General features: G+C 46.5%; 22 protein-coding genes and 1 tRNA gene. 18 read left to right on the top strand and 5 right to left on the bottom strand.

Going from position 1 to position 23,700, the window contains the following annotated elements:
* Positions 1-50 precede the first annotated feature (50 nt).
* From JGK07_RS27480 to JGK07_RS27430, 11 genes are all read left to right on the top strand, one after another.
* On the top strand, positions 51-1,613 hold the full coding sequence (locus JGK07_RS27480) for a pentapeptide repeat-containing protein (RefSeq protein WP_293185121.1): 1,563 nt from the start codon (positions 51-53) through the stop codon (positions 1,611-1,613).
* 96 nt (positions 1,614-1,709) lie between these two features.
* The gene (locus JGK07_RS27475; RefSeq protein ID WP_293185102.1) at positions 1,710-3,272 is read left to right on the top strand and encodes a pentapeptide repeat-containing protein; all 1,563 of its coding nucleotides are present in this window, start codon (positions 1,710-1,712) and stop codon (positions 3,270-3,272) included.
* 76 nt (positions 3,273-3,348) lie between these two features.
* Positions 3,349-4,878: a pentapeptide repeat-containing protein gene (locus JGK07_RS27470; RefSeq protein ID WP_293185101.1), complete on the top strand. Its 1,530-nt coding sequence runs from the start codon at positions 3,349-3,351 to the stop codon at positions 4,876-4,878.
* A gap of 22 nt (positions 4,879-4,900) precedes the next feature.
* Positions 4,901-6,430, top strand: a complete 1,530-nt coding sequence (locus tag JGK07_RS27465) for a helicase C-terminal domain-containing protein (RefSeq protein WP_293185100.1) — start codon at positions 4,901-4,903, stop codon at positions 6,428-6,430.
* Between the two features lie 64 nt (positions 6,431-6,494).
* Complete coding sequence (locus JGK07_RS27460) at positions 6,495-6,707, top strand: DUF2839 domain-containing protein (protein WP_293185099.1); 213 nt, start codon at positions 6,495-6,497, stop codon at positions 6,705-6,707.
* A 128-nt stretch (positions 6,708-6,835) separates the two neighbouring features.
* Positions 6,836-6,907 (top strand) — tRNA-Val (locus JGK07_RS27455).
* A 182-nt stretch (positions 6,908-7,089) separates the two neighbouring features.
* Positions 7,090-7,455 (top strand): hypothetical protein, encoded by a 366-nt coding sequence (locus tag JGK07_RS27450; RefSeq protein WP_293207769.1) that lies wholly within the window; start codon positions 7,090-7,092, stop codon positions 7,453-7,455.
* Entirely contained in the window at positions 7,452-7,856 is a 405-nt protein-coding gene (locus JGK07_RS27445) for a putative toxin-antitoxin system toxin component, PIN family (RefSeq protein WP_293193097.1), read from the top strand. Before JGK07_RS27450 ends, JGK07_RS27445 begins: the two co-directional genes overlap by 4 nt.
* Before the next feature lie 133 nt (positions 7,857-7,989).
* Positions 7,990-8,934: a nucleotidyltransferase domain-containing protein gene (locus tag JGK07_RS27440; RefSeq protein WP_293193095.1), complete on the top strand. Its 945-nt coding sequence runs from the start codon at positions 7,990-7,992 to the stop codon at positions 8,932-8,934.
* A 97-nt stretch (positions 8,935-9,031) separates the two neighbouring features.
* Complete coding sequence (locus JGK07_RS27435) at positions 9,032-9,793, top strand: nucleotidyltransferase domain-containing protein (RefSeq protein ID WP_293225808.1); 762 nt, start codon at positions 9,032-9,034, stop codon at positions 9,791-9,793.
* 261 nt (positions 9,794-10,054) lie between these two features.
* Positions 10,055-10,345, top strand: coding sequence for a hypothetical protein (locus tag JGK07_RS27430; protein ID WP_293185090.1), 291 nt, complete (start codon positions 10,055-10,057; stop codon positions 10,343-10,345).
* Positions 10,346-10,410: 65 nt separating this feature from the next.
* Here JGK07_RS27430 and JGK07_RS27425 read toward each other — a convergent pair whose 3' ends face one another.
* The 3 genes from JGK07_RS27425 to cobJ form a co-directional block, all read right to left on the bottom strand.
* Positions 10,411-10,833 (bottom strand): hypothetical protein, encoded by a 423-nt coding sequence (locus JGK07_RS27425; RefSeq protein WP_293185088.1) that lies wholly within the window; start codon positions 10,831-10,833, stop codon positions 10,411-10,413.
* Complete coding sequence (locus tag JGK07_RS27420) at positions 10,830-11,081, bottom strand: plasmid partition protein ParG (RefSeq protein ID WP_293185086.1); 252 nt, start codon at positions 11,079-11,081, stop codon at positions 10,830-10,832. Before JGK07_RS27420 ends, JGK07_RS27425 begins: the two co-directional genes overlap by 4 nt.
* Positions 11,082-11,215: 134 nt before the next feature.
* Positions 11,216-13,030, bottom strand: coding sequence for a precorrin-3B C(17)-methyltransferase (gene cobJ, locus JGK07_RS27415; protein WP_293212989.1), 1,815 nt, complete (start codon positions 13,028-13,030; stop codon positions 11,216-11,218).
* Positions 13,031-13,778: 748 nt separating this feature from the next.
* Here cobJ and JGK07_RS27410 point away from each other — a divergent pair.
* The 6 genes from JGK07_RS27410 to JGK07_RS27385 all read left to right on the top strand — a co-directional run bounded on the left by JGK07_RS27410 (position 13,779) and on the right by JGK07_RS27385 (position 20,577).
* On the top strand, positions 13,779-15,572 hold the full coding sequence (locus tag JGK07_RS27410) for an N-acetylmuramoyl-L-alanine amidase (RefSeq protein WP_293185082.1): 1,794 nt from the start codon (positions 13,779-13,781) through the stop codon (positions 15,570-15,572).
* A gap of 49 nt (positions 15,573-15,621) precedes the next feature.
* Positions 15,622-16,092 carry an SH3 domain-containing protein gene (locus tag JGK07_RS27405; RefSeq protein ID WP_293291136.1) on the top strand — a complete coding sequence of 157 codons (471 nt, stop codon included), beginning with the start codon at positions 15,622-15,624 and terminating at the stop codon, positions 16,090-16,092.
* A gap of 361 nt (positions 16,093-16,453) precedes the next feature.
* Complete coding sequence (gene cobW, locus JGK07_RS27400) at positions 16,454-17,488, top strand: cobalamin biosynthesis protein CobW (protein WP_293185079.1); 1,035 nt, start codon at positions 16,454-16,456, stop codon at positions 17,486-17,488.
* 216 nt (positions 17,489-17,704) lie between these two features.
* Positions 17,705-18,676 carry a GTP-binding protein gene (locus tag JGK07_RS27395; RefSeq protein ID WP_293185077.1) on the top strand — a complete coding sequence of 324 codons (972 nt, stop codon included), beginning with the start codon at positions 17,705-17,707 and terminating at the stop codon, positions 18,674-18,676.
* Positions 18,664-19,770: a WD40 repeat domain-containing protein gene (locus JGK07_RS27390; protein WP_293185075.1), complete on the top strand. Its 1,107-nt coding sequence runs from the start codon at positions 18,664-18,666 to the stop codon at positions 19,768-19,770. Before JGK07_RS27395 ends, JGK07_RS27390 begins: the two co-directional genes overlap by 13 nt.
* Before the next feature lie 126 nt (positions 19,771-19,896).
* Positions 19,897-20,577: a CADD family putative folate metabolism protein gene (locus tag JGK07_RS27385; protein WP_293193089.1), complete on the top strand. Its 681-nt coding sequence runs from the start codon at positions 19,897-19,899 to the stop codon at positions 20,575-20,577.
* Between the two features lie 138 nt (positions 20,578-20,715).
* On the opposite strand, the gene JGK07_RS27380 is transcribed toward JGK07_RS27385, so the two are convergent.
* Positions 20,716-21,555, bottom strand: coding sequence for a metal ABC transporter permease (locus tag JGK07_RS27380; protein ID WP_293193087.1), 840 nt, complete (start codon positions 21,553-21,555; stop codon positions 20,716-20,718).
* A 133-nt stretch (positions 21,556-21,688) separates the two neighbouring features.
* A complete protein-coding gene (locus JGK07_RS27375; protein WP_293185072.1) occupies positions 21,689-22,408 on the bottom strand; it encodes a metal ABC transporter ATP-binding protein in 720 nt (239 codons plus the stop codon).
* Positions 22,409-22,496: 88 nt separating this feature from the next.
* Between JGK07_RS27375 and JGK07_RS27370 the strand changes: the two genes are divergently transcribed.
* Positions 22,497-23,567: a zinc ABC transporter substrate-binding protein gene (locus JGK07_RS27370; RefSeq protein ID WP_293185070.1), complete on the top strand. Its 1,071-nt coding sequence runs from the start codon at positions 22,497-22,499 to the stop codon at positions 23,565-23,567.
* Positions 23,568-23,700 lie beyond the last annotated feature (133 nt).

Raw genomic sequence — 23,700 nt, 5'->3', positions numbered from 1 at the left:
GGAGTGTCAATAGCAATAAAATGGGGATATTTCGATACGGTGCCGCCCCCATGACAGTCGAGGAACTCCTGAAAAAATATGCCGCCGGAGAAAGAAACTTTGCCGGAATCAACCTGACTGAGGCCAACCTCAGCGGCGTCAACTTGAGCGGAGCCAACCTCACAGGTGCGAATCTGAGTGTAGCAAACCTAAGCGGAGCTAACCTCAGCAAAACCAACCTCACCGGTGCCAAACTCAACATCGCCAGACTCAGCGGCGCCCATCTCGGCGGCGCCAACCTCACCGACGCCGACCTCAACGTCGCCTACCTAGTGCGAGTTGACCTCAAAAAAGCCATACTCACAGGAGCTAAACTGATCAGAGCCGAGCTAATTCGAGCCGAACTCAGCGGAGCCAACCTCAGCGGAGCCAACCTCAGCGGCGCCACACTCACCGAAGCCACGCTCCGAGGAGCCAACCTCACTCAAGCCAACCTTCGAGGCGCTCACCTCAGTGGTGCGTCCTTGACAGAAGCCAACCTCGAACAAGCCAACCTCCAAGGCGCCGATCTCAGCCGAGCCGACCTCAGCGGTGCAGACTTGCGAGGTACCGAACTCCGACAAGCCAACCTCACTCAAGCCATACTCAGCGGAGCCGACCTCAGTGGCGTCAATTTGCGCTGGGCCATCCTCAGCGGCTGCAACCTGCGCTGGGCCGACCTCAGCGAAGCCAAATTGAGCGGCGCCGACCTCAGCCGAGCCGACCTCTGCCACGCCAACTTACTCAATGCCAGTTTAGTTCACGCCGACCTGTCAAACGCCTATCTGATCCGCGCCGACTGGGTGGGAGCCGACTTAACCGGAGCCACCCTAACCGGAGCCAAACTCCACGCAGTTTCGCGGCTCGGCATCAAAACCGAAGGCATGACCTGCAAGTGGGTTGACCTGAGTCCCAACGGCGACCACAGTCAAATTTACTGGTTGAACTCCGGAGGAACCCACGATTTTTTTCACGAAAGCTTGCCCACAGTTAGGATTGTAATTGACTCGCCCTTAGACCAAGGCGCTCATTTTGCCCTAGCTGCAACTTATTACCAAATTGCCCAACAATACCCGAGTTTAAGTCAGCCGCCCACGATCGAAGTCAGTTCCAGGCGCACCGTACTCGCCTTTAAAATGGACAGCGACGATAAATTATTTGCCACCGCTTACGTTGCCATTATTCCTTTTAACGACGGCGCTACAACTCAGAAAAACCTGATAGCTTTGATGAAAATGATTCAATCCCACGATGCAGGCAAACTTAGCGTCAAAGAATCCAAACACGTCCAGTTATGCAGCAAAGCTCTCAACCAAGCTATCAGCAAAGTAGACCAAATCAAAATTTCCAGTTCTTTTCCCAAAATCGGTGAAAGCATCAATTTTTTTCAAATTCCTACACAGATGCTCTTAATCAACTCCCGCGACCAAAGACTCAGCGTATATCACCACCCAGCCTTCGGCAAGCGCCTGATTAAAAAATACGATCCCAGCAACTCCAGCGCAGGCAAGTTAACTGAAAGCACAAAATTGGGTCAAGCTAATATCGCCAGCATTTTGGATTTTATAAAAGGCTTCCACAATATAGATGTCTAGGCATATTGCATGAAGTTACAAAAAATGCTTATTCTATTTTAAAGGTTGGCATAACAAAGCTTTGTTCTACCTAACACATCAGGGAAAGTCAAAAGCATGGACGCGGAAGAACTCATCGCCAAATATGCAGCAGGAGAAAGAGACTTTACTGCCATCCTGCTTTGCGAAGCCAATCTCAGCAGGATCGATCTGAGTGGGGCTAATTTCAGCGAGGCAATCTTGAGCCTCACCAACCTGAGTGGCACCAATCTGTCAAAGGCCAACATGAGAAAAGCTAAACTCAATGTTGCTAGACTCAGCGCTGCCAACCTCAACAAAGCCAACCTCAGTGGCGCTATCCTCAACGTGGCTAACTTGATTCGGGCCGACCTCAGCGAAGCCCAACTCGTCGAAGCTACATTGATCAGAGCCGAGCTGATCCGAGCTGACCTCAGCGGTGCCAACTTGAGCGGTGCCAACTTGAGCGAAGCAGATTTGAGAGAAGCCACCCTGAGAGAAGCCAATCTAGAGCAAGCCGACCTCAGCGGGGCTCACCTGAGAGGCGCTTGTCTGACAGCGGCGAACTTGGAACGGGTTAACTTGCACAGAGCCGACCTCAGCAGGGCAGACTTGCGAGGAGTGAACCTATGCAATGCCGAACTCAGACAAGCTAATCTGTCTCAAGCCAACCTCAGCGGCGCTGACTTGCGAGGCGCTAATCTCCGGTGGGCCGACCTCAGCGGGGCCAACTTGACTGGTGCTGACCTCGATGAAGCGAGATTGAGCGGGGCTAACTTGTACGGGGCAAATTTGAGCAACGTCAACCTGTTGAACGCTACTCTGGTACACGCGGATTTGACTCAAGCGAATTTGACTCACGCAGATTGGGTGGGCGCAGATTTGACGGGGGCGGCCCTGACTGGGGCGAAAATTTACGCGGTGTCGAGGTTTAATCTGAAAGCCGATGATATAACCTGCGATTGGGTGGATCTGAGCCCAAACGGCGATCGCAGTCACATTCAGCGCTTTACCCCAGAAGAATCTCAACGGTTTTTTAATGCTACACCGCCGACAGTGCAAATTATTGTCGATCGACCGCTCGACCCCGACGCTAACTTTGTCCTCGCGGCTACCTACCGCCAAATTGCCAGTCAATACTCGGGTTTGAGCAATCCTCCCAGCATAGAAGTTAATTCGCGGCGCACAATCATATCATTTAGAATAGAGCAGGACGATCAACTATTTCCCACAGCTTTTGTTGCCATTATTCCCTTTAGCGACGCGGCATTTACTCAAAAAAATCTCATTACTCTGATCAAGATGATTCAACCCCAAAACGGCAATAATCTAGGCGTCAGAGTTTCAAATTTGGTAGTGCAATTGAACGTCGCCATGACCAAAACAATTAGAAAAATAGGGGAAATGAAAATGCAGCCGATTCGCCTCGATCGCGAACCGATGTCGAGTTTTTTTCAATCGCCTACCCAAACCATACTGGCAAACTCCAGCGCCGAAACTTTGATGGTTCACTATCACCCAGACTTTGGCAGAAACTTGACCAATTTGCCGGGAGTCAACAAAACCTCGATCGGGCCGGCAATTAAAGCCCAAAGATTTACAACCCCGCCCCTAAATACGGTGATTGAATTTGTCAAAAGCTTTTATCAGCTTGGTGAGTAAATAATATAAATTTATTTATTTTTATATTAATGCCACATAAAAGTTAGTCCATCGCCCTTTCAGCTAGGTAAAAACAATGGAAGCAGAAGAACTTCTCAAGCGATTTGAACTCGTCAAAAGATACACAGAAGGCGACAGAGATTTCACAGGAATCAACCTGAATGAAGCTAATCTCAGTCGCATCAACCTCAGCCAATCAATTTTAAGGCAGGCTAGCTTATTTGTCACCAACATCAGCGGCGCTAACTTGAGCGAAGCTGACTTGAGTGAAGCTAACCTGAATGTGGCTAGACTCAGCAGCACCAATCTCTCGCGGGCAATCTTAAACGGAGCTAGTCTCAACGTAGCAAACTTAGTCAGAGCGGATTTAACGGGAGCTCAATTAATCGGAGCATCTCTGATTAGAGGAGAATTAGTCCGCTGCGAACTTAGCAAGACTAACTTCAGTAACGCTAACATGACTGAAGCAGACTTAAGAGAGGTAAAACTGACACAAGCTAATCTGTCTGGTGCGAATCTTTCCGGTGCAAATCTTAGAGGTTCTTCAGCAAAAGAAGCTAGCTTTAAAGACGCTAATTTGCACGGCGCCGATTTGATGAAGGCAGAACTTAACGGCGTCAATTTGAGCAATGCCGATCTGAGACAAGCTTCTTTGCAGGAGGTGAATCTCAGCGGTGCTGATTTGAGCGGAGCTAATCTCAAATGGGCGGATTTAAGCGGAGCTAACCTCACTGGCGCCGATCTGAGTGATACTAAATTGAGTGGAGCTAACCTCAGCGGAGCAGATTTAAGAAATGCTAATTTAGCCAATGCTAGTTTGGTTCACGCTGATTTGACAGAAACCAATTTGATTAACGCAGATTGGGTGGGCGCAGATTTGACCGGGGCAACTTTAACTGGGGCAAAAATGTATTTGGTACCCAGATTTGGTATCATCGCAGATGATATTAATTGCCAGTGGGTTGACATCAGCCCCGCAGGCGATCGCAGTTTGGTGCAACAATTTAATTCGTCGTCTGAAGCGAGAAAGTTTTTAAATCATACGCCGGGGTTAGTGCGAATTGTGGTTGACGCACTTTTAGACCACTCAGCCAACAGCACTTTAGCAACAGCCTATAGCGAAATAGCTAAGCATTACGGAGCCATGAGCCGTCCTCCCAATATAGAAGTGGGCTATCGCCGGACAACTCTGACTTTTAGATTTGATAGCGACGAGCATTTATTGCCAGCAGCTTTTTTAGCGATTGTTCCTTTTAAGGATGCCTTGGAAACTCAGAAAAATGTGGTGGCGGTTGGCAAAACTATCGCAAATCAAAATTTAGAAAAAAAACGGATAATACAGTTATCTAAAGCATTGAATGCAGCAATGGCTAATTTAACTGATGTGAAAAAAATGCTGGAAACAACAATAAATGTCTCTCAGGAAACAAACTTTTTTCAGTCACCTACCCAAACTATTTTAATTAGTTCGGGGCAGGAGAGTTTTACCGTGCAGTCTCATCAGGATTTTGGTCGGCGAAGTGGAAATAATCAGGAGAGTAAATTTAGTTTGGCTGTGGGTCAAAAAGTAGTTGATTTTCTGGCAAGTTTTGATTATCTTGATTGAGAAATATCAACAGTGAAATCGATTGATTGAGGTAGAAGTCCATAATTCGCTGCTCCGCTTTTTGCGATCGCACTCCGAGCCGCGCTGGCCCCACCATTTAACGATGGCGCGGTTGGTGGCGCGGGCTTTGCGCTTGGGGCGCAGCGCTCTGATCCAAACTGGGCTGCCGGCGTCCGCTTACCGACAGCGGTATCGAGTCAGCTATTTGATGCCGATTTTGATGTGGCCGGATCCGGTGATTTTAGTGGCGCCGACACCGCTGCTGGAACATTTGCAGGAGGTGGAAATTCCGCGATTGCAAGAGTGGCTGCAAACTGATCGGCCGTTAGCGAAGCCCTCGAAGAGGATCGAGATTTATGACCATAATGCCGCGGGACGAGGGTTGATGCTAGCCGATCCGCAGTCTTGGCTGGCGGCGCGCTTGGCAGGAAATTCGCAACTTCACAACAATATTCCGACAATTATCGACGGTGTGGATGATTTGGAAGTTTGGACGCGACAGCAATTGACGGTGGGTTTGGAACCCGCTGACTGGAATGATTTAATGGAATCTGGCCCAATGCTGGCGGATGCAATTCGAGAAGCGCGGGTGTTGCTAACGCGGGCTGTGTTTCAGCATCCAGCTAAGCCTGATGAGTGCTATTTGCTGGAAACGGCAGAGCAAAATATTTTGCAAGGGCTGTTTGAAACGATCGAGCAAAACCCTGGGATTCCGCCTGCTTGGAGCAATTTTTGGCAGCGGTGGAACACAAACGGGAAACTGCGGTGGGCACAAATTCATCGCTCTGCTGGGTCATTTTCGCTGTTCTGTGCGCCGGTGCAGGTGGCCGAGGTTTTGAGCAAAATTTGGTCTGCCGTGCCTGTGGTGTTGATTGGGGGGGCGGTGGATGTGGAACAGAAGGCTCCGATCTTCCGGCAAATGATGGGATTGCCTGAGTTGACGAGTGTGAAGTTTTCGCCCGATCGACAAAATGAGTTAATTCAACTGTACATTCCCAACTGGCTGCCGCTGCCGAATACGCCGGAATTTCAGGGTGTTTTAATGGAAGAAATTCGGACTTTGCTGTTGATGAGTGCGTCGGTGGCGGGTTTAACTGTGCTGATTGTGGGCGATGTACCGCTGAAGGCTCGGATGGCGGCGATTTTGGCTTCTGAGTTCGGTTCTCGGGTGCAGGTGGAAAAAACCGAGGTGGGCGACAATGCGATTTTGGTGACTGGATGGGAGTTTTGGCGGGAACATCAGGGTGAGTTGAGTGCGCCTCACTTGCTGGCGATCGCAACTTTGCCGCTACCTTCTTTGGAGAATCCTTTGGTGACGGCGCGTGTGGCTTTTTATAAGGAGCAGCGGAGGGATTGGTTTCGGTTGTATTTGTTACCGGCGGCGTTGAATGAGTTGCAAAGGGCGATCGCGCCGGTGCGAGAACGTCAGGGGGTTGTGGCGATTTTTGACAGTAGGGTGATTCACCGCAGTTACGGACAGCAAATTTTAGCGGCGCTGAGTCCGTTTGCAAGGATTGATTATTTGGATACGACTTGGTTGACTCAGGCTTGAGATGACCTGTTGGCGTATAATTTGGTTGTTATCGAATTGAAATCTAATTTAGTAGACAAAGATTATGGGCGAATCTAAGCGTCGTAAAGAGTCGATCGGCGATGGATACGGTAAAGAAGAGCGTATCTATCCCTGGCTACCAATTACGAAAACTCAAAGCGAAGATTTTCTGAAGTGGACATCTCGCGGAAGCTGGGCGGGGATTAGTCTGTTGGTGGGTTGGTGGATTGTGGTGCGGTTTGTTGGGCCTGCGGCGGGTTGGTGGGTGGTTGATTGATGGTGAGGTGCGATCGACAATTGGGCGATCGCACATTGTGTCGAGTTTTCACTCCGAAACCAGCGGCTGATTTTTTAGGGAAATTTTAGTTGCCAATGGGGAGTCAGTATGTTATGATACTTATCTGCGGGCAATTAGCACAGTGGTAGCGCACTTCCTTCACACGGAAGGGGTCACAGGTTCAAATCCTGTATTGCCCATTCAAAATTTATGGTGACTCATTAGACATCTCCAAACAATAAAATATTCTGTCGGAGTGCGAGCCAGGTTGGAGGGTGAAGCATTTGGGAATAAAATTACAGGTTTTCAACATAAATTGTCGCCCAAATGCTTCACCCCTACAGGTATCAAACGGCTTGAGATTATTTATAGAGGTAACTTTATGATCCAAATAATTCTGAACTCAGAACAAGAAAAGTTATTGCAACAACTGTTAGAAACAGGGAAATATACAACCCCAGATCGGGTAATTACTGATGCTTTAAAAGCTTTATCAGAAAAGCAATATCTTAATCAACCTCGGCAAGTAGTAAAAATTCTTTCAGGAAAACCTGCACAAGAGTTACTAGCAGAAAAAATTAAAACGAGCTTGGAACTTAAGAATAATTATCAGCCCGATCCGCACCGACAAGCTTTAGCTGAAGATTTTAGCAACTTATGTGAAGAAACTCAGGCTTTACACGCCGATAGTCCTCTAACTGATGAAGAAATTGCCGAAGAAATTGCAGCTTATCGGAGCGGAGAATGAGAGTTGTTATCGATACTAATATTTTAGTGTCTGCTGCGATCGCTGGAAGAAAACCAGCATCTATTATTACCTGGATTATCAATCAACCTGATTATGAGTGGGTAGTTTCAGAAGAAATTTTAGCAGAGTATCAGGAGGTATTAAGTAGACGAAAAATCAAATTAACAGACATTCAGAAAGAAAGATGGTTTGATTTGATTCAGGATTCAACCAAACTGATTGATGTCTCTATTGAAATTGATTTTCCTAGAGATCAAAAAGATGCTAAGTTTATTGCTTGTGCGCTCTCTGCTAATGCTGATTTTTTAATTACAGGCGATCGCGATTTTACAGAAGTTCAGAGTTTAGAGAATACATTAATTATTTCTGTTTCTCTGTTTGCAGAATTGATAATTAATTAGAGAATTTTCAACAAAGCCAAAAATGCCGTAGCACGGGCGAGGGCGTCCTGCGATCGCCCAAACCCCCCTTTTCTTTATACTACACATATGCTACAATAACATTGTAGCTCGTGTCTCCGCAGGAGGTTTCCTCGTGACAAACCCCAATCTTCCTCAAAATTTCAACTTAATCGTGCCCGCAGGAACCCAAATTGTCACCAAGATTGAGGTCAAAAACCCCGGTGGCGACCAATCTTGGAAACAAGGCGCAGTAGGTGTGATTGTCAAATCGCCTACGGACAATTCCCACGCATATTTAGTCAAATTGCCAGACGGAACACAAATTAGTCTGCGGCGACACGAATTCAGCATTCGCAAGCAGTTTCAAAGCGAAGGATTGGAGTCAGGAGGAGATTTTCTCGCCGAATACAACCTCTACGATTCTGTAATTTACCGCTGCATAGTTGGTTCGAGAGCTTACGGTTTGGATAACGAACAATCTGATACAGACAGGCGCGGAATTTACCAGCCGTCGGCAATTCTTCATTGGTCGCTTTATGGCATTCCAGAACAATTGGAAAATAAGGAAGATCAAGAATGCTATTGGGAACTGCAAAAGTTTTTGGTTTTGGCGCTCAAAGCTAATCCCAATGTACTCGAATGTTTGTACACTCCTTTGGTAGAAACTGTTTCTCCTGTAGCAGCCGAATTGCTGGAAATTCGCGAAATCTTTCTGTCGCAACTGGTTTATCAAACTTACAATAGTTACGTTTTGTCGCAATTTAAAAAAATGGAGCAAGACCTCCGCAATACTGGGGAAATTCGCTGGAAGCACGCGATGCACTTGATTCGGTTGCTGCTGTCAGGAATTACGGTACTTAAGGAGGGGTTTGTGCCGGTGCGGGTTCAGGATTTTCGATCGCAATTGCTATCAATCCGCAATCAGGAAATCTCCTGGGATGAGGTGAATCGCTGGCGGTTGAGCTTGCACGTAGAGTTCGATCGCGCTTTTGCAGAAACTAAGTTACCGGAACGTCCTAATTACGAGCAGGCTAATCTGTTTTTGATTAAATCGCGTCAAAGTGCGATCGGGAGTTGATTTATAATTCGGCGATTGAAATCGCTTCTACACAAACAAAGTCCGCCTCCGCGGACTGAAAGAATTGATGATTTTTATGTGTGAATTTTGAAAAATTATGGTAGAATACATCTCCGAATTAGTCAAGATTATCTCCGATCGACCTTACCCGCTGCTGTTTGCGACTGTCAGCGGATCGCACTTATACGGTTTTCCTTCCGCAGATTCCGACTTCGACTTGCGGGGAGTTCATATCTTACCGCTACCAAAAGTAATCGGACTGATTTCTGGAGACGAAACAATCGAAGTTTCGGAAGTTCGGGAGAAGATGGAACTCGATTTAGTCACTCACGATATCAAGAAGTTTCTGGAGTTGCTGTTGAAGCGCAACGGCTATGTGTTGGAGCAACTGTATTCGCCGCTTATAGTTTACAGTAGCGAGGAACATGAGGAGTTAAAGGCTCTCGCCTCGAACTGCATTACCAAGCACCACAGCCACCACTATCTCGGTTTTGCTCAAACTCAATGGCGATTGTTTGAGAAAGAAAGCCCGCGTCGGGTTAAGCCGCTGCTGTACGTTTACCGGGTGTTGCTGGCGGGGATTCATTTGATGCAAACGGGGCAAGTTGAGGCGAATTTGGTTAAACTTAATGAGAAGTTCCAGTTACCGTATATTCCCGATTTGATTGCTCGCAAGCTGGCTGGGGCGGAAAAGTCGGTGCTGGAGGATACAGATATTGCATTTTATCACCAGGAGCGCGATCGGCTAATCAATGTATTAGAAGATGCAAGTTTTAACAGTCATTTACCGTCAAATCCTAATGCAAAGGTTGCTCTCCATGATTTTCTGGTAAAGGTGAGAATGGCATCTTTGAATTAAGCTGTTTCATATCTCATTGTCAGAATTAAGACGGGCGGGACGCGTATCCCACTCATGGTTGGGGAAGGTTTAATTAGTTGGTGGGGGACGGGCGGGACGCCCATTCCACTCATGGTTGGGGAAGGTTTAATGATTCGGTGGCGAGAGACTGTAATTGAGTGCAATCGAATCGGCGCGAAGCATGGCGTCAGCCCGATCGCAAATTCATAAAATGAGATACAGTAAAAGTATTGTCCAACCCTTGCACCATCAGAGGTCACAATGCAAATCACCTTGAGTCCAGATCAAACCCAAGTCCTTGAAGCTTTAGTAAAGCACGGTCAATATTCCTCTCTTGAAGAAGCAATTAACACAGCTTTGCTGTTATTAATTGACGACATTACTTTATCCGATAGCAGCAACAACCCAAACTATTTAGCTTGGGTTGAAGAAACTCGGAAGAAAATCGATATAGCACGAGAACAGGCGCAACGCGGTGAGTTGCTCAATGCAGATGATGTATTAGCTCAACTTAGAGATAAGGTGAAAAAAGCTAGAGAAGTAATAGTATGAATCGCTTGCTAATTACAATAGAGGCGATCGCTTTCAACTGCTCATCTACCTGAGAAAAGCGATATCTAACTGCCTCCGTTGCCGCGACTACGCAACTGATCTAATAGATACTGCCAGATTTGCTCAATTCTTTCTTCAATTTGTTCTATCCGGCGTTCCACAGCCATAAAGTTAGCTTTGAATTCAGCAACGTCGATGGCAAAAATTTCTGATATTTTGGTAACAGCAGAAGTTAGGGCGTCGGTTCTTTCTGTTAACAAGTTAATTTTTCCTGTTAACAGGCTGATTTGCTGCTGGGATTCCTGCTGTTGTACGGCTATCTGATTAATGCGATCGGTTAACTGCTGTTGCGATTCCGCTAACTGCTGTTGCGACTCCGCTAACTGCTGTTGCGATGCGCCAAACTGGTTAATGCGATCGGCAAACTGTTGTTGCGATCGCGCGGTTTGTTCAAGAATAGCCTCAATTCGGTCTAGGCGATCGGTCATTTGCTTATTTCCTCAGTTTTTGCTGCTTTACTCCGCTTGGGCTTTGACTTTGGCGAGGTTTCGTTTTTAGATGGGCTCTTATTGCTGATTTCTGGGGTGTTTTCTGCAAGCCAGTTTTCTACGAGTTCCAATAAAACCTGGTTCATAGAAGCATTTTGGTAAGCACAAACCCATCGAAAGCGCGATCGCAAATCGTCATCGCAGTAAAAGCAGAGCTTGACTGGCTTATCTTTATCGGTATCGTTCATAACCTGTACTGGTGTCACTGTTTCTAGTTAGTGACTTAGTGTCAATAGCGCTATAGCGTCAATATGCCAGATTCTTTAGTCCGCGGAGGCGGACATCGTTTGTATAGCAGCGGTTTCAACCGCCGAGTTTTTTCTTATTTCTCATACCTGCGCGGTGTGTAAACCCAAATATCTCCAAATTTCCGAGGAATAATCCGAGTTTGACTCGAACCGACAATTACTAAAGTTCTCATATCCGCATCTTCCGGCTGGAATTCGCCAAGAGTACAAACGCGCACGGATTGGCCCGATCGCCCGAGGTTTCGCCCCAATACAACTGGGGTTTTAGGATCGCGAGTTTCCAACAAAATCTCGATCGCCCTTTTTAATTGCCAAACCCGCTGTTTCGAGATTGGATTGTAGAATGCCATAACTAAATCCGCAGCAGCAGCCGCCGAAATCCGCTGTTCTATGACCTCCCAAGGCTTGAGAATATCCGAAAGCGAAATCACACAAAAATCGTGCCCGAGAGGTGCTCCGATCGCAGCAGCGGCCGCCTGCATGGCAGAAATCCCCGGTGCTACCCGAATGTCGATGCCTTCCCATTCGGGTTTAGCGTCAAAGTCGATCGCCTCAAACACCGCCGCAGCCATCGCAAAAATCCCCGGATCTCCCGACGAAACCACGGCGACGGATTTACCGGATGCTGCTAAATCTAAAGCAAAACGCGCGCGATCGATCTCTTCCCGGTTGTCGGAATCGTGCCTGTTTTGTCCTTCCCGCAGAGTTCCGGCTAAGTCGAGATAGAACTTGTAACCCACCCAATCCGTGGCTTCCCGCAGAATTTCCTTAACTTCCGGGGACATCCAAGGTGCGCCTCCGGGGCCCGTACCGACGATCGCCAGTTTGCCGCGACTAACGCCGATCGCACTTGGATCGATCGGTTCGGTAGCAAGTGCGATCGCGCAACTAAAGGCGTTTGTGCGATCGTATGCGATTAACTGACTGTTTGCACCCGCTGCTGTCAGGCTAATTTGGGCGGCGGTGACATCAAAACTGGAATTATATTGTATTAATTTAACTGTGTCGAATTCCACAAGTTCGGGAAGATTCAAAAAACGGACTGGCACTTTAAAAAATTGGCTAATTGCTTCTAAAGTCGGATTTCCCATATCATGTTTTAAGGCAAAAAATCCGGCAACCGAGGCTGCTGCTAAATCTGCGTTTTCTAAGATTTGCTGCACGTAGGAAATTGCTATTTCCGGCTCAACATAGGATAGATTTGTAAGTGCAAATGCTGCAATTTGCGGGTGGTAAACTAAACAGTCGGGCGTCGGTACAATGGCTTTTTCGGTGACGCGGATGGTTAATTTGGCTTCGGGGGCGATCCTCTCCGTTGGCGTAGCCCCCGTAGGGGCGGGCTGCGCTAACGGCAAATTGCTCTCGGAAAGCCAGTTAGCAGCCCCTTCTAGCTGTACTTTCGCCCCAGCGAGCAAATTTGAAATAAAAGTCTTCGCGTCCTCTGGATTCGCCAAATAATAGCCTTGGGGAGGACTCAGCAGCGCCGTGCGAAACCGGATATCTCCCGTCGTCGTGATGGCGGGTTGTACGCCGAGGGCTGCGGCAATTTCTCTGGCCAAGTCGTTGACTCCGTGCAAACCTCCTAGCAGCGGTACAACGGCGCTTCCGTCTTCGGCGACGGCTAAGACTGGGGGTTCGGCGCGTTTGTCTGACAGCAGCGGGGCGAGGGTGCGGATGATGATTCCGGCGGCGCAGATGGCGATGATTGGGGTTTCTGTGGCGAATAGTTCTCGCAAGGTTTCGCCGAAGTTGCTAAAGTTGATATCTGTGTCGGATGTGCGATCGACTAAACCGTAAATCTGGGAACCTGGGAAGACTTTGGAGATTGTTTTGGCGATCGCTAGGCTGTTTTGACCTAGGATAATTATTGCGGGCGGAAGTCGATTCACGGTTTTATATATGGCTGTGTTTGGATTGGTTTGATTATTTTAATCTGTTGTTACTGAAATAAAACATATTTGACGAACCGCGAAGGCGCGTTAGGCGAAGCCGCGCGTAAGCGCTAGGGCGCGAAGGATGAGTAAGAAAAGAAGAAAGATATAGAAGAAGTTTATTTTTTTTTCTTCTCTATCAGTGGCACCGAATAGCAAGGGTTTGAAGCCCCAGCATGAAGGCAGATTGTGATAAGAACGGAGTTTAAATCTCCGCTTTTATCACTTCGCTGTCAACTGTCAACTGTCAACTGTCAACTGTTTAAAGGCATCTTGCCTGTGAATTTCTGAGATTAGTTGATTTTACCAACTTTGCCTTTAATATCCAGTTTATTGTTCTGTAAATTATTTAATTTGCGATCGTAAGTTGCGACAGTTATGGGAGTTGTATAGCGGATCTAGCGAAAGATTAGCGAACGTTGTTGGTAAGAGGACTCTATACGTTTAAGCGGTTATATAAGCTGTCAGTCATACCTCATCTTTTTGAGAAAGGCTATAGGAATGAACTGATGAGAAGATTGAAGGGGTGGTTGTGTAGTTTCTTGATTGATGTTTCTCAGGTGCGATCGCCCAATTGGCACTACAAACCTGATAAACTGGGGCCTGTATAGTAAATAGGACTTACACCTAACCCTCATCAACCGGGTTTCTTAGCCGAAGTTCGAGTATAAATAACCAACCGAGTCTCAATTAGTTGCGTTTTAGAATGAGAAAATTTTTAGCATTAGTTGTGTTTGGGATGATACTTGCCCTCTCTTCTGTAGCTGTGGCCGCTCAACCTTTGTCCGTCGCTTATCCTCCCGCCAACCACAAAACGATCGCCGATCGCATTTTTCTGATCGGTACAGCCCCGCCAACCGGACAAGTATCGGTAAATGGCCAGCAAATTGCGCGCACCGCCGCCGGCCATTTCGCCCCGACTTTTCCCCTGCAAATCGGCGAAAATGTCTTTAGCTTGCGTTACCAAAATCAGCAAGTTCTTCTTAAGGTGACGCGCGAGTCTAATCAGCCACAAGTCCCCGCAGGCTTGGCTTTTGCAAAAGATTCCCTGACGCCGAAAGTCGATGTAGCCAGTTTACCGGGGGAATATATCTGCTTCGGCGCGATCGCTCCGGCGAATGCGCGAGTTGCGGTAAAATTGGCTGGCGTTGATATTCCTCTCAAAGCGCGATCGCAAGTCGAACTCCCCGACAACAAATCTGTCTTGTTAGGCGAAAACTCCCCCATCAAAAAAGGCAGTAGCGAACAGTATCAAGGCTGCGCTATTACCCCGGAAAACTCCGGCGAATCTAAGGCAGAAAAAATAGATTTAGGAGTGCCAATATTTTATCTAACAATGAACGAGCAAATTATCACTCAACCAGGTACTGGCAAAATTTCTATCCTCTCTCCAGCCGAGTTAGAAGTAGCAGAAGTCACAGCAGATCCGGGTGTTGCTAGAACCGGGGCGAGTACGGATTTCTCTCGGATGACACCGCTGCCGAAGGGAACTCGCGCCACAGTTATCGGGCGCGAGGGAGAATGGATTCGGCTCGATTACGGCGCTTGGATTAAAGCATCTGAGGTGCGAATTGTCAAGGATGCGGTGCCTGCGCGATCGATTATTCGCAGTGCCAGATCCCGTCAAGTTTCCGGCTGGACAGAAGTTTTATTCCCCTTAGAAATACCAGTCCCAGTCACGGTGCAAGAAGGTGAACGCACTTTTACTTTAACACTGTACAATACCACCGCTCAAACTGACATTATTCGTCTCGACGACGATCCAGTAATTTCGCGTTTGGCATGGCAACAAATCTCGCCACAACAAGTACAATATACTTTTAATCTCAAATCTGCCCAGCAGTGGGGATATAAATTGAGATACGAAGGCACAACTTTAGTGCTGTCTTTAAAACACCCGCCGACAAATACCAGCGCGGTGCCGATTTCATCAGAAAAACCGCTGTCAGGAATTAAGATTCTGATCGATCCGGGACACGGCGGCCCGCAGGATTCCGGGGGGGTTGGCCCCACGGGCTACCGCGAGAAAACAGTAGCTTTAATTGTGTCGAAATTGGTGCGGGAGGAATTGGTAAATCGGGGCGCAAATGTGGTAATGACGCGGGTGGAAGATGTCGATTTGGATTTGCCGCCGAGGGTGGAAATGATTCAAAAAGAAGAACCTGCGATCGCAATTTCGATACACTACAATGCTTTGCCAGATAACGGCGACGCGATAAATACCAAAGGTGTCGGGGCTTTCTGGTTTCACCCGCAAGCGCACAGTTTGGGAATGTTTTTGCACAATTATTTAGTTGCAAAACTGAACCGTCCGAGCTATGGTATATTCTGGAACAATCTAGCGATGACTCGTCCTGCCGTTGCTCCATCTGTTTTAATGGAATTGGGATTTATGATCAATCCCGAAGAGTTTGAATGGATTGTGAATCCGACAGAACAGCAGAAGTTAGCTTCTGCCATTGCCCAAGGCATTACCGAATGGTTTGCTTCGGTAAAATAACATTTCGCAGTAAGGACTTCAGTCCTTCCAACCCAAGGAGATTAAATAAATGTTGAGTTTGAGTCAATCAAAAGCCTTTTTCATTGCAGCCGCCTTTGCAAGTTTTAGTTTTTCACTTTACAGCTTTCCAGTTTTCGGGAAAGAGCAAAGTCTGGCACCGGAAAAAGTAGAAGCTTTAAAAAAGCAAACTCAATGCTCGTTTATTACAGGTGAAGGCGGCCCGGTTAACATTCGCAAAGGCCCCGGCAATAAGTACCCAGTTGTAGCTAAACTCAAAAGAGGAGACGGAGTTCGGGCTGTTAGCAGACAAGGTAGTTGGGTGAAAATTGCGGCCCGAACTTCTGGGAATGCTCCTAATGAAACTTTTACAATCCTTGACGGTTGGGTGAACAATAAATTTATCAATGGTTGTTCCGAAGACCAATTTGATAGATGGCGGAAATTCGATGATTGTTGTGGGATGGGCGTCCCGCCCGTCCTTTCTGCACGGGCGGGACGCCCATCCCACAAATTTGCTTAAGTTATTTAATTTCTATTCCTAAGGTATGTAGTTGCGCTCTTTGCGCTCTAGGTCAAAGAGCGCTGAAGCGCAACTACGTACCCTTATCAATCTGAAGACCAATTTGATACATGGCGGAAATAGATTCAGTCTTCGATAAAAGTTTCACAATACTTCTGAGGTATGTAGTTGCGCTTCAGCGCTCTAGGTCAAAGAGCGCTCAAGCGCAACTACGTACCCTTATTTAATAAGCCTCGTACAAATATTTTTATGATACAATAAAGAGGTTTGCTAAGAGTTGATTGAATCCTAACTCCAACTTATTTTCACTCTTGTCTTTCTATAAAGTGTCATACTCTAAAAACTCAATTGGTAATTAATAATGCACAAGATTCCTGTTACAGTGATCACTGGTTTTCTCGGTAGCGGCAAAACCACCCTAATTCGCCATTTATTGCAAAACAATCAAGGCCGCCGCATTGCTGTTTTAGTTAACGAATTTGGCGAAATCGGAATAGATGGAGAATTGCTGCGCGATTGCCAAGTTTGCGATGAAGAAGAAACTGTCACCAGCAATATTGTCGAATTAACTAATGGTTGTCTTTGCTGTACCGTGCAAGAGGAATTCTTGCCGACTATGCAGGAATTGTTGAAGCGCAAAGACCAAATTGATTGTATCTTAATCGAGACTTCGGGCCTCGCACTTCCTAAGCCTTTGATTCAAGCTTTTCGCTGGCCGGAAATTCGCACGGGCGCTACAGTTGACGGTGTGGTTGCTGTTGTTGATTGCGAGGCTGTTGCTAACGGTACTTTTGTTGGCGATATTGATGCTTTGATGGCGCAGCGAGAGGCTGATTCGAGTTTGGATCACGAAACGCCGATCGAGGAATTGTTTGAAGATCAGTTGGCCTGTGCCGATATGGTACTGTTGACGAAGGTCGATCGCGTAGATGCGGAAACTCACCAGAAAGTTCAAACCTGGTTGCAGCAAGAGTTACGCCCGAGTGTGAAAATTGTGCCTTGCAAGGCTGGCGAAATTAACCCGGATGTGCTGTTGGGATTTAATGCAGCAGTTGAGGATGATTTGGAGTCTCGCCCGAGTCACCACGACACGGAAGAGGAACACGAGCACGATGATGATATTAACTCGACTTTCTTTATTGCCGATCGCGAATTTGAACCAGAAGCTTTGGTGAAAAAGCTGCAAGCCTTGATGCAGCAGGAAGAAATTTATCGGATTAAGGGGTTTGTGGCGGTTCCCAAGAAACCGATGCGGATGGTGTTGCAAGGTGTTGGCGATCGCATAGAATGTTTTTACGATCGCCCTTGGCAACCTTCCGAACTCCGTCAAACCAAGCTGGTGCTGATTGGCAAAGAGTTGGAGCGCGATCGAATTGCAGCTATGATTGGTAATTAATTGTCTGGAGTCATCGGTCATACCTACAAAGGTTCGTAGTGAGGAATGCAAGTCCTTCTTCTATGGATGCGGACTTGCATTCCTCACTACCACCTGCACAATCCGACAGGCTCTGGCGAACAATTTATTAACATTATTTAATATTGTTGCTGATGCCAACAAGTGTAGGCTAAACTAGCGACAATGGTTATCATTCTACAAAACTAGAGGTAAAATATGGTTACTGCTGGAGCGATCGAATCAGTTCCCGTGACCGTTCTCACAGGCTATCTGGGTGCAGGTAAAACTACGCTACTCAACCACATTTTAACACAGGAACACGGCAAAAAAGTTGCAGTCATCGTCAACGAATTCGGCGAAGTAGGCATCGACAACCAACTCATCATTGATGCCGACGAAGAAATTTTTGAGATGAACAACGGCTGCATTTGCTGTACAGTCCGAGGTGATTTAATTCGGATTATCGGCAACTTGATGAAGCGGCGCGACAAATTCGACCACATAGTCATCGAAACCACAGGTTTAGCCGACCCCGCACCCGTAATTCAGACATTCTTTGTAGACGAAGATATGCGGGATCAACTGCTGCTAGATGCAGTAGTCACTGTCGTTGATGCCAAGCACGTATGGCAACATTGGGATGCCGAAGAAGTTCAAGAACAAATTGCCTTTGCTGACGTGGTTTTGCTGAACAAGACCGATTTAGTAAGTGCGGAAGAATTGGCAGAATTAGAAAAAAGAATTCGCGCCATGAATGCAATAGCAAAAATCCACCGCACTCATAACGCAGAACTAGAAATTGATGCGTTGTTGGGCGTCCAAGCATTTGATTTGAACCGGGCATTAGAAATCGAACCCGACTTTTTGGGCGTACACGTTCACGAACATGATGCAACAGTAAAATCAATGGCAATAGTAGAATCTGGTGCTGTTGATGGCGACAAATTTAGTGATTGGATTGGCGAATTATTGCGAACTCAAGGCACAGATATCTTTCGGACAAAAGGCATTTTAAATGTATCTGGACAAGAAAAGCGCTTTGTTTTTCAAGGAGTACATATGCTGTTCGATGGCAGACCGGATCGAGCTTGGAAAGATAGCGAAACTCCGAAAAATGAACTCGTATTCATTGGCAGGAACTTAAATGAAACTCAATTGCGAGAGGATTTCCGTCGGTGTCTAGTGTAAAAGAAACGGGTAAAAAAAAGAGCAGCCACGGTGAGCTAATTCTGCAATTTCACGCTCAAGAAATGCTATCTGATTACGTAACTGCTGTTACTTGGTCGCCGGATGGTAAAACTTTAGCAGTTTGTTCTGCTGCGGGCGAAGTAATGTTGGCGACAGTAGGGGCAGTTAACAAATTGTCCTTACAACCGCTGCAAAGTGCCACAGGAAAATCGGCAGATTGTTTGTCTTTTTCGGCAGACAGTCAATTCCTAGCCGCGGGCGGACAGGATGGACGGGTGCGAATTTGGCGCGTTAATTCTGGGGAATTAATTGCTGATTTGGATAACAAGCGCGTCTGGGTTGATAAGTTAGCTTGGAGTCCCCACTGCAATCATTTAGCTTTTAGTATGGGCCGCTGCGTTCAAATCTGGAATGCTGATGATAATGTTGTGGAAGTAACGCTGAATTTCGACTCGTCATCTATTCTAGATTTAGCATGGCATCCGATTGTTCAATACCTGGCAGTTAGCGGCTATCAAGGTGTTAAAGTTTGGAGTGGCGATGACTGGGACGAAGACCCAGAATTTTTATCAGTACCGTCTGCAACAGGTGCAATTGCTTGGTCGCCGCAAGGGCAATATTTAGCTTGTGGCAATATGGACAATACTCTAATTGTTAGTGAATGGGGTAATTTGGAACCGTGGGTAATGCAGGGTTTTCCGGGGAAAGTTCGCGAGTTGGCTTGGTCGGATCAAACTAATTCTTTGGGTGCACCTTTGTTGGCTGCTTCGAGTTCTCAAGGTGTTTCTGTTTGGGACAGAGATGCTGATGAAAGTGTCGGTTGGGAAGGTTGGGCCCTAGAGGTGCATGAAAATGTCGTAAGTGCGATCGCCTTTCAACCTAACACATTTTTATTAGCTTCTGCATCCGCAGACGGTCAAGTTTGTTTGTGGTATGAAGCAGCACAATTGCTGCAAGTTCTAGAAGGTGCACAGGGCGGTTTTTCGTGTCTCGCATGGCATCCTGACGGTCAATTTCTGGCGGCTGGCGGGAATGGCGGCGAATTGGTGGTTTGGTCAAAGTCTATGCGCGGCCACGGGTTCGGGCGGCGCTAAGTTGGCATAACGGGCGATCGCGCCATTGTTGCAAAAACATAAACAATTGAAAACTTGGTATTGACAAAATCCCAAATTACCATAACATTTTAGTGGCTGCACAATCCTTAAGGGCGATCGACAATTATGACTCAACAGCAATTTCTCGAACAACTCAACAGCATCCTCGACCAAAACCACCTGCTGAAACATCCGTTCTACCAAATGTGGAACGAAGGTAAACTCGACATCGCAATGCTGCAAGAGTACGCACAAGAATACTACCTGCAAGTTCACAACTTCCCCACCTACGTCAGCGCCACCCACGCCGCCTGTGACGACATCAAAATTCGTCAAATGCTCCTCGAAAACCTCATAGAAGAAGAAAGAGGCGCCGCAAATCACCCCGAATTGTGGCTGCGCTTTGCCGAAGGTTTGGGTTTAGATAGAAATGCAGTTCTCGAACGCGAACATTTAGAAAAAACCACCGAATCCGTCCGCATTCTCAAAGACTTAGCGCGCAGCGAATCTCCCGCCAAAGGTTTAGCCGCCCTCTACGCTTACGAAGCACAAATCCCCGAAGTTTCCACAACCAAAATCGCTGGTTTAAAGGAATTTTACGGCATCGATTCACAAGCTGCTTTGTCTTTCTTTAAAGTTCACGAAACAGCCGACGAGTTCCACTCGCAAGCCACCCGCGAAGCGCTGTTACAGCTTTGTGAAACTGAAGAAGCACAACAAGAAGCACTGTTAGCTGCCCAGAAAGCCACTTTTGCTCTTAATTTACTGCTTGATGGTGTTTACGAAACCTATTGTCAAGCTAAGTAAGCTTCAGTTGACAGTTGACAGTTGACAGTTGACAGTTGACAGCTTCTTTCTGGTAAAAAAGGCATATTTGTAGGGCGGGTTTAGCTAGTGATTGTGACACTCGCAAACAATCTCAGAACAAAACCCGCCCGCCCTCGCTCATTTTCCTCTCTTTCTTGTCAAAATTCCTTGACTGGGACTGAACAGCAAAGCCATTAAAAATAATCCAAAAACAACTAAGACAATTGCCGCACCAGATGGCATATTAAAATAATAGCTAAGATACATTCCAGTCACACTAGCTGTAATTCCAATAATTGCGCCCAATCCCATCATTAAATGTAACTCTTTTACCAACAAATACGCCGTAATTCCTGGCCCGATTAATAGCGAAATTACTAATAGTGCGCCTACAGTTTGCAAACTAGCCACAATCGTCAGTGTAATCGCCGAAATCATCCCCAAGTAAATCCAGTTTACAGGCAAACCAGACGCCTGTGCTCCTAGCGGGTCGAAGGTATAGAATAGCAGTTCTTTGTAAAAGATTTTAACCGCGACTAAAATAATTACAGTTATCATAAAAGTCTGCTGTACGTCAGACGGTGCAACTGACAATATATTCCCGAACAAAAACCCGTCTAAGTCTAGTTTTGTTGTTCGCAAGACGCTAATTAAGGTGACGCTAATTGCTAAAAATGTAGATAAAATTAATGCCATAACAGCATCTATTTTAATCCGGGATTGCGATTGAATCCATGCCATAATTACGGCGCTGATGATTCCTGATATAAATGCGCCGATGGAAATATTGAAACCTAAAGAAAATGCCACCGGCAGTCCTGCTAATACTGAATGGGCAATCATGTCTACCATCATTCCCATTTGTTGTACAATTAAGTATGAGCCGACAACGGCGCACACAATTCCTAGCAAAATGCCGACGGCGATCGCATTTCGCATGAACTCGAATTTGAGCGGCTCAATTAGTATGTTTAACATTTAATTACTTACCTCAATAATCTTATTGTTTTAACCGCAGATAGAGGCAGATGAACACAGATAAACGCAGATATAAGATAATCATCTGCGTTTATTTGCGTTCATCTGCGGTTAAAAATATTTTTTTTTCCAGTCACGCTGAAACTAAGCTTAAATCGTATCCATAGGCTTTTTGAATATTGGCGGCGGTGAGGACTTCCCGGCAGGAACCTGTGGCAATTAACTGCTTGTTGAGCAATAATAAATTATCGTATTGTTTTAAAGTTTCGCCTAAATCGTGGCTGATTACTAGCAATGTTTTGTTTTCAGCTTTGAGTTCGGCAAAAATATCGAAGATAATCTCTTCTGTGGCTTTGTCGATCGCACTAAAGGGCTCGTCGAAGAAGAATAAGTCGGCTTGTTGGGCGATCGATCTTGCTAAAAATATGCGCTGCTGCTGTCCCCCGGAGAGTTCGCCAATTTGTCGATCGCGCAAATCCCACATTCCCACCCGCAGCAAAGCAGCTTTGACTAATTCTTGCGACTGCTTCGAGGGAGTGCGAAACCAACCAGTCTGGACAGTCCGCGCCATCATCACCGCATTGTGCACCGTAATTGGATAATCCCAGTCAATTTGCGATCGTTGCGGCACGTAAGCCACCCGCGATAACTGTTCCTTCAACAACCGCCCCTGATATTTTACTATCCCCCGACAAGCCGGAATCAATCCCAGCATCGCCTTCACCATCGTGCTTTTCCCCGCGCCGTTGGGCCCGAAGACACCAGTTAACTGTCCCGGATCTAACTGAAAATTCACGCCGTTGAGGGCCGAAATTCCTTGATAATTCACAGCCAAGTCTTGCACTTCTAACATAATTCCAGATTTTGAGAACGATTCTTATTTCTAGCTACTACAATAGGATAACTCTAAAAGTAATAACGATTATCGTTCCAAAGGTGAAATGTTAAAAAACTTGACGGAAAAAAGCAGCAAATTGTGCGGTGTGGCGGTTTTGGCGATCGCCTGCGGACTGGTTGGGTGTACTTCTAGCCCCCAAGCAAAGAATCCCACACCCCAGAGTCCCGCCACCACTCAAACTCAAGCAACTCCCGCCACCAATTTGCCAAAAGTGGTAGCTACGACTGGTGTCATCTGCGACATTACTAAGGAAATTGCTCAAAGTTCGATCGACACCACCTGTCTAATCGAACCCGGAGAAGACCCCCACGCCTACCAAACCAAGCCAGAAGACCGCAAAGTCATTGAAACAGCAAATCTAATTTTATACGGCGGCTACAACCACGAACCCAGCATCATTAAATTAATTAAATCCAGCAGTAATTCCGCACCCAAAATCGCCGTACACGAACTCGCCGTTCCCAAACCGTTGATGGGCGAACACGAACACGGGAAAGAGAAAGAACAAGAAAAGTCCCACGCCACCGAAGAAAAAGTCCCCGATCCTCACGTTTGGCACAATCCTAAAAATGGTATCCGCATGGTAGAAACAATTCGCGATGAATTGATCAAAGTTTCCCCAAGCAATGCTCAACTATATACCACAAATGCCACAAAATTAACAGATGATTTAGCCAAAATAGATACTTGGATTAAAGCACAAATAGCGACAATTCCTGCCCAAAAACGCAAATTAGTTACAACTCACGATGCCCTGAGTTACTATGCCAATGCTTACGGATTAGAGATTGCGGGAGTTTTGCAGGGAGTGACAACAGAGGAACAGCCCACAGCCGCCAGAATTGCCGAATTATCATCAGAAATTAAGACAGCAGGAGTTCCGACAATTTTTGTAGAAACCACGACTAATCCGAAATTAATGCAGACTGTAGCGAGGGAAGCAAATGTCAAAATTTCCGACAAAGAACTTTATAGCGACGAGTTGGGCGGCCGAGGTACTGGCGCTGATACCTATGAAGGAATGCTAAAAACTAATACTTGTGCAATTACCTCCGGCCTCGGCGGCAATTGTACTCGGTTTGCAGGAGAAGTAGCACCAACTTCTAAACCATAGAAAAGTCGGCGGTTGAAACCGCGTCTAGACAAACAAAAACCGCCTCCGCGGTTTGAAGACAGTTAAAATTATATTATTTTCTTTACACCGCGGAGGCGGTCGCGCTCGCGAACTCGAAGTGCGGACTTGGTTT

It is taken from the genome of Microcoleus sp. PH2017_24_DOB_U_A (genome assembly GCF_020738205.1).
Taxonomy (GTDB): domain Bacteria; phylum Cyanobacteriota; class Cyanobacteriia; order Cyanobacteriales; family Microcoleaceae; genus Microcoleus.
The sequence above is the reverse complement of the archived record's forward strand: the minus strand, read 5'-3'. Positions and strand labels throughout refer to the sequence as shown.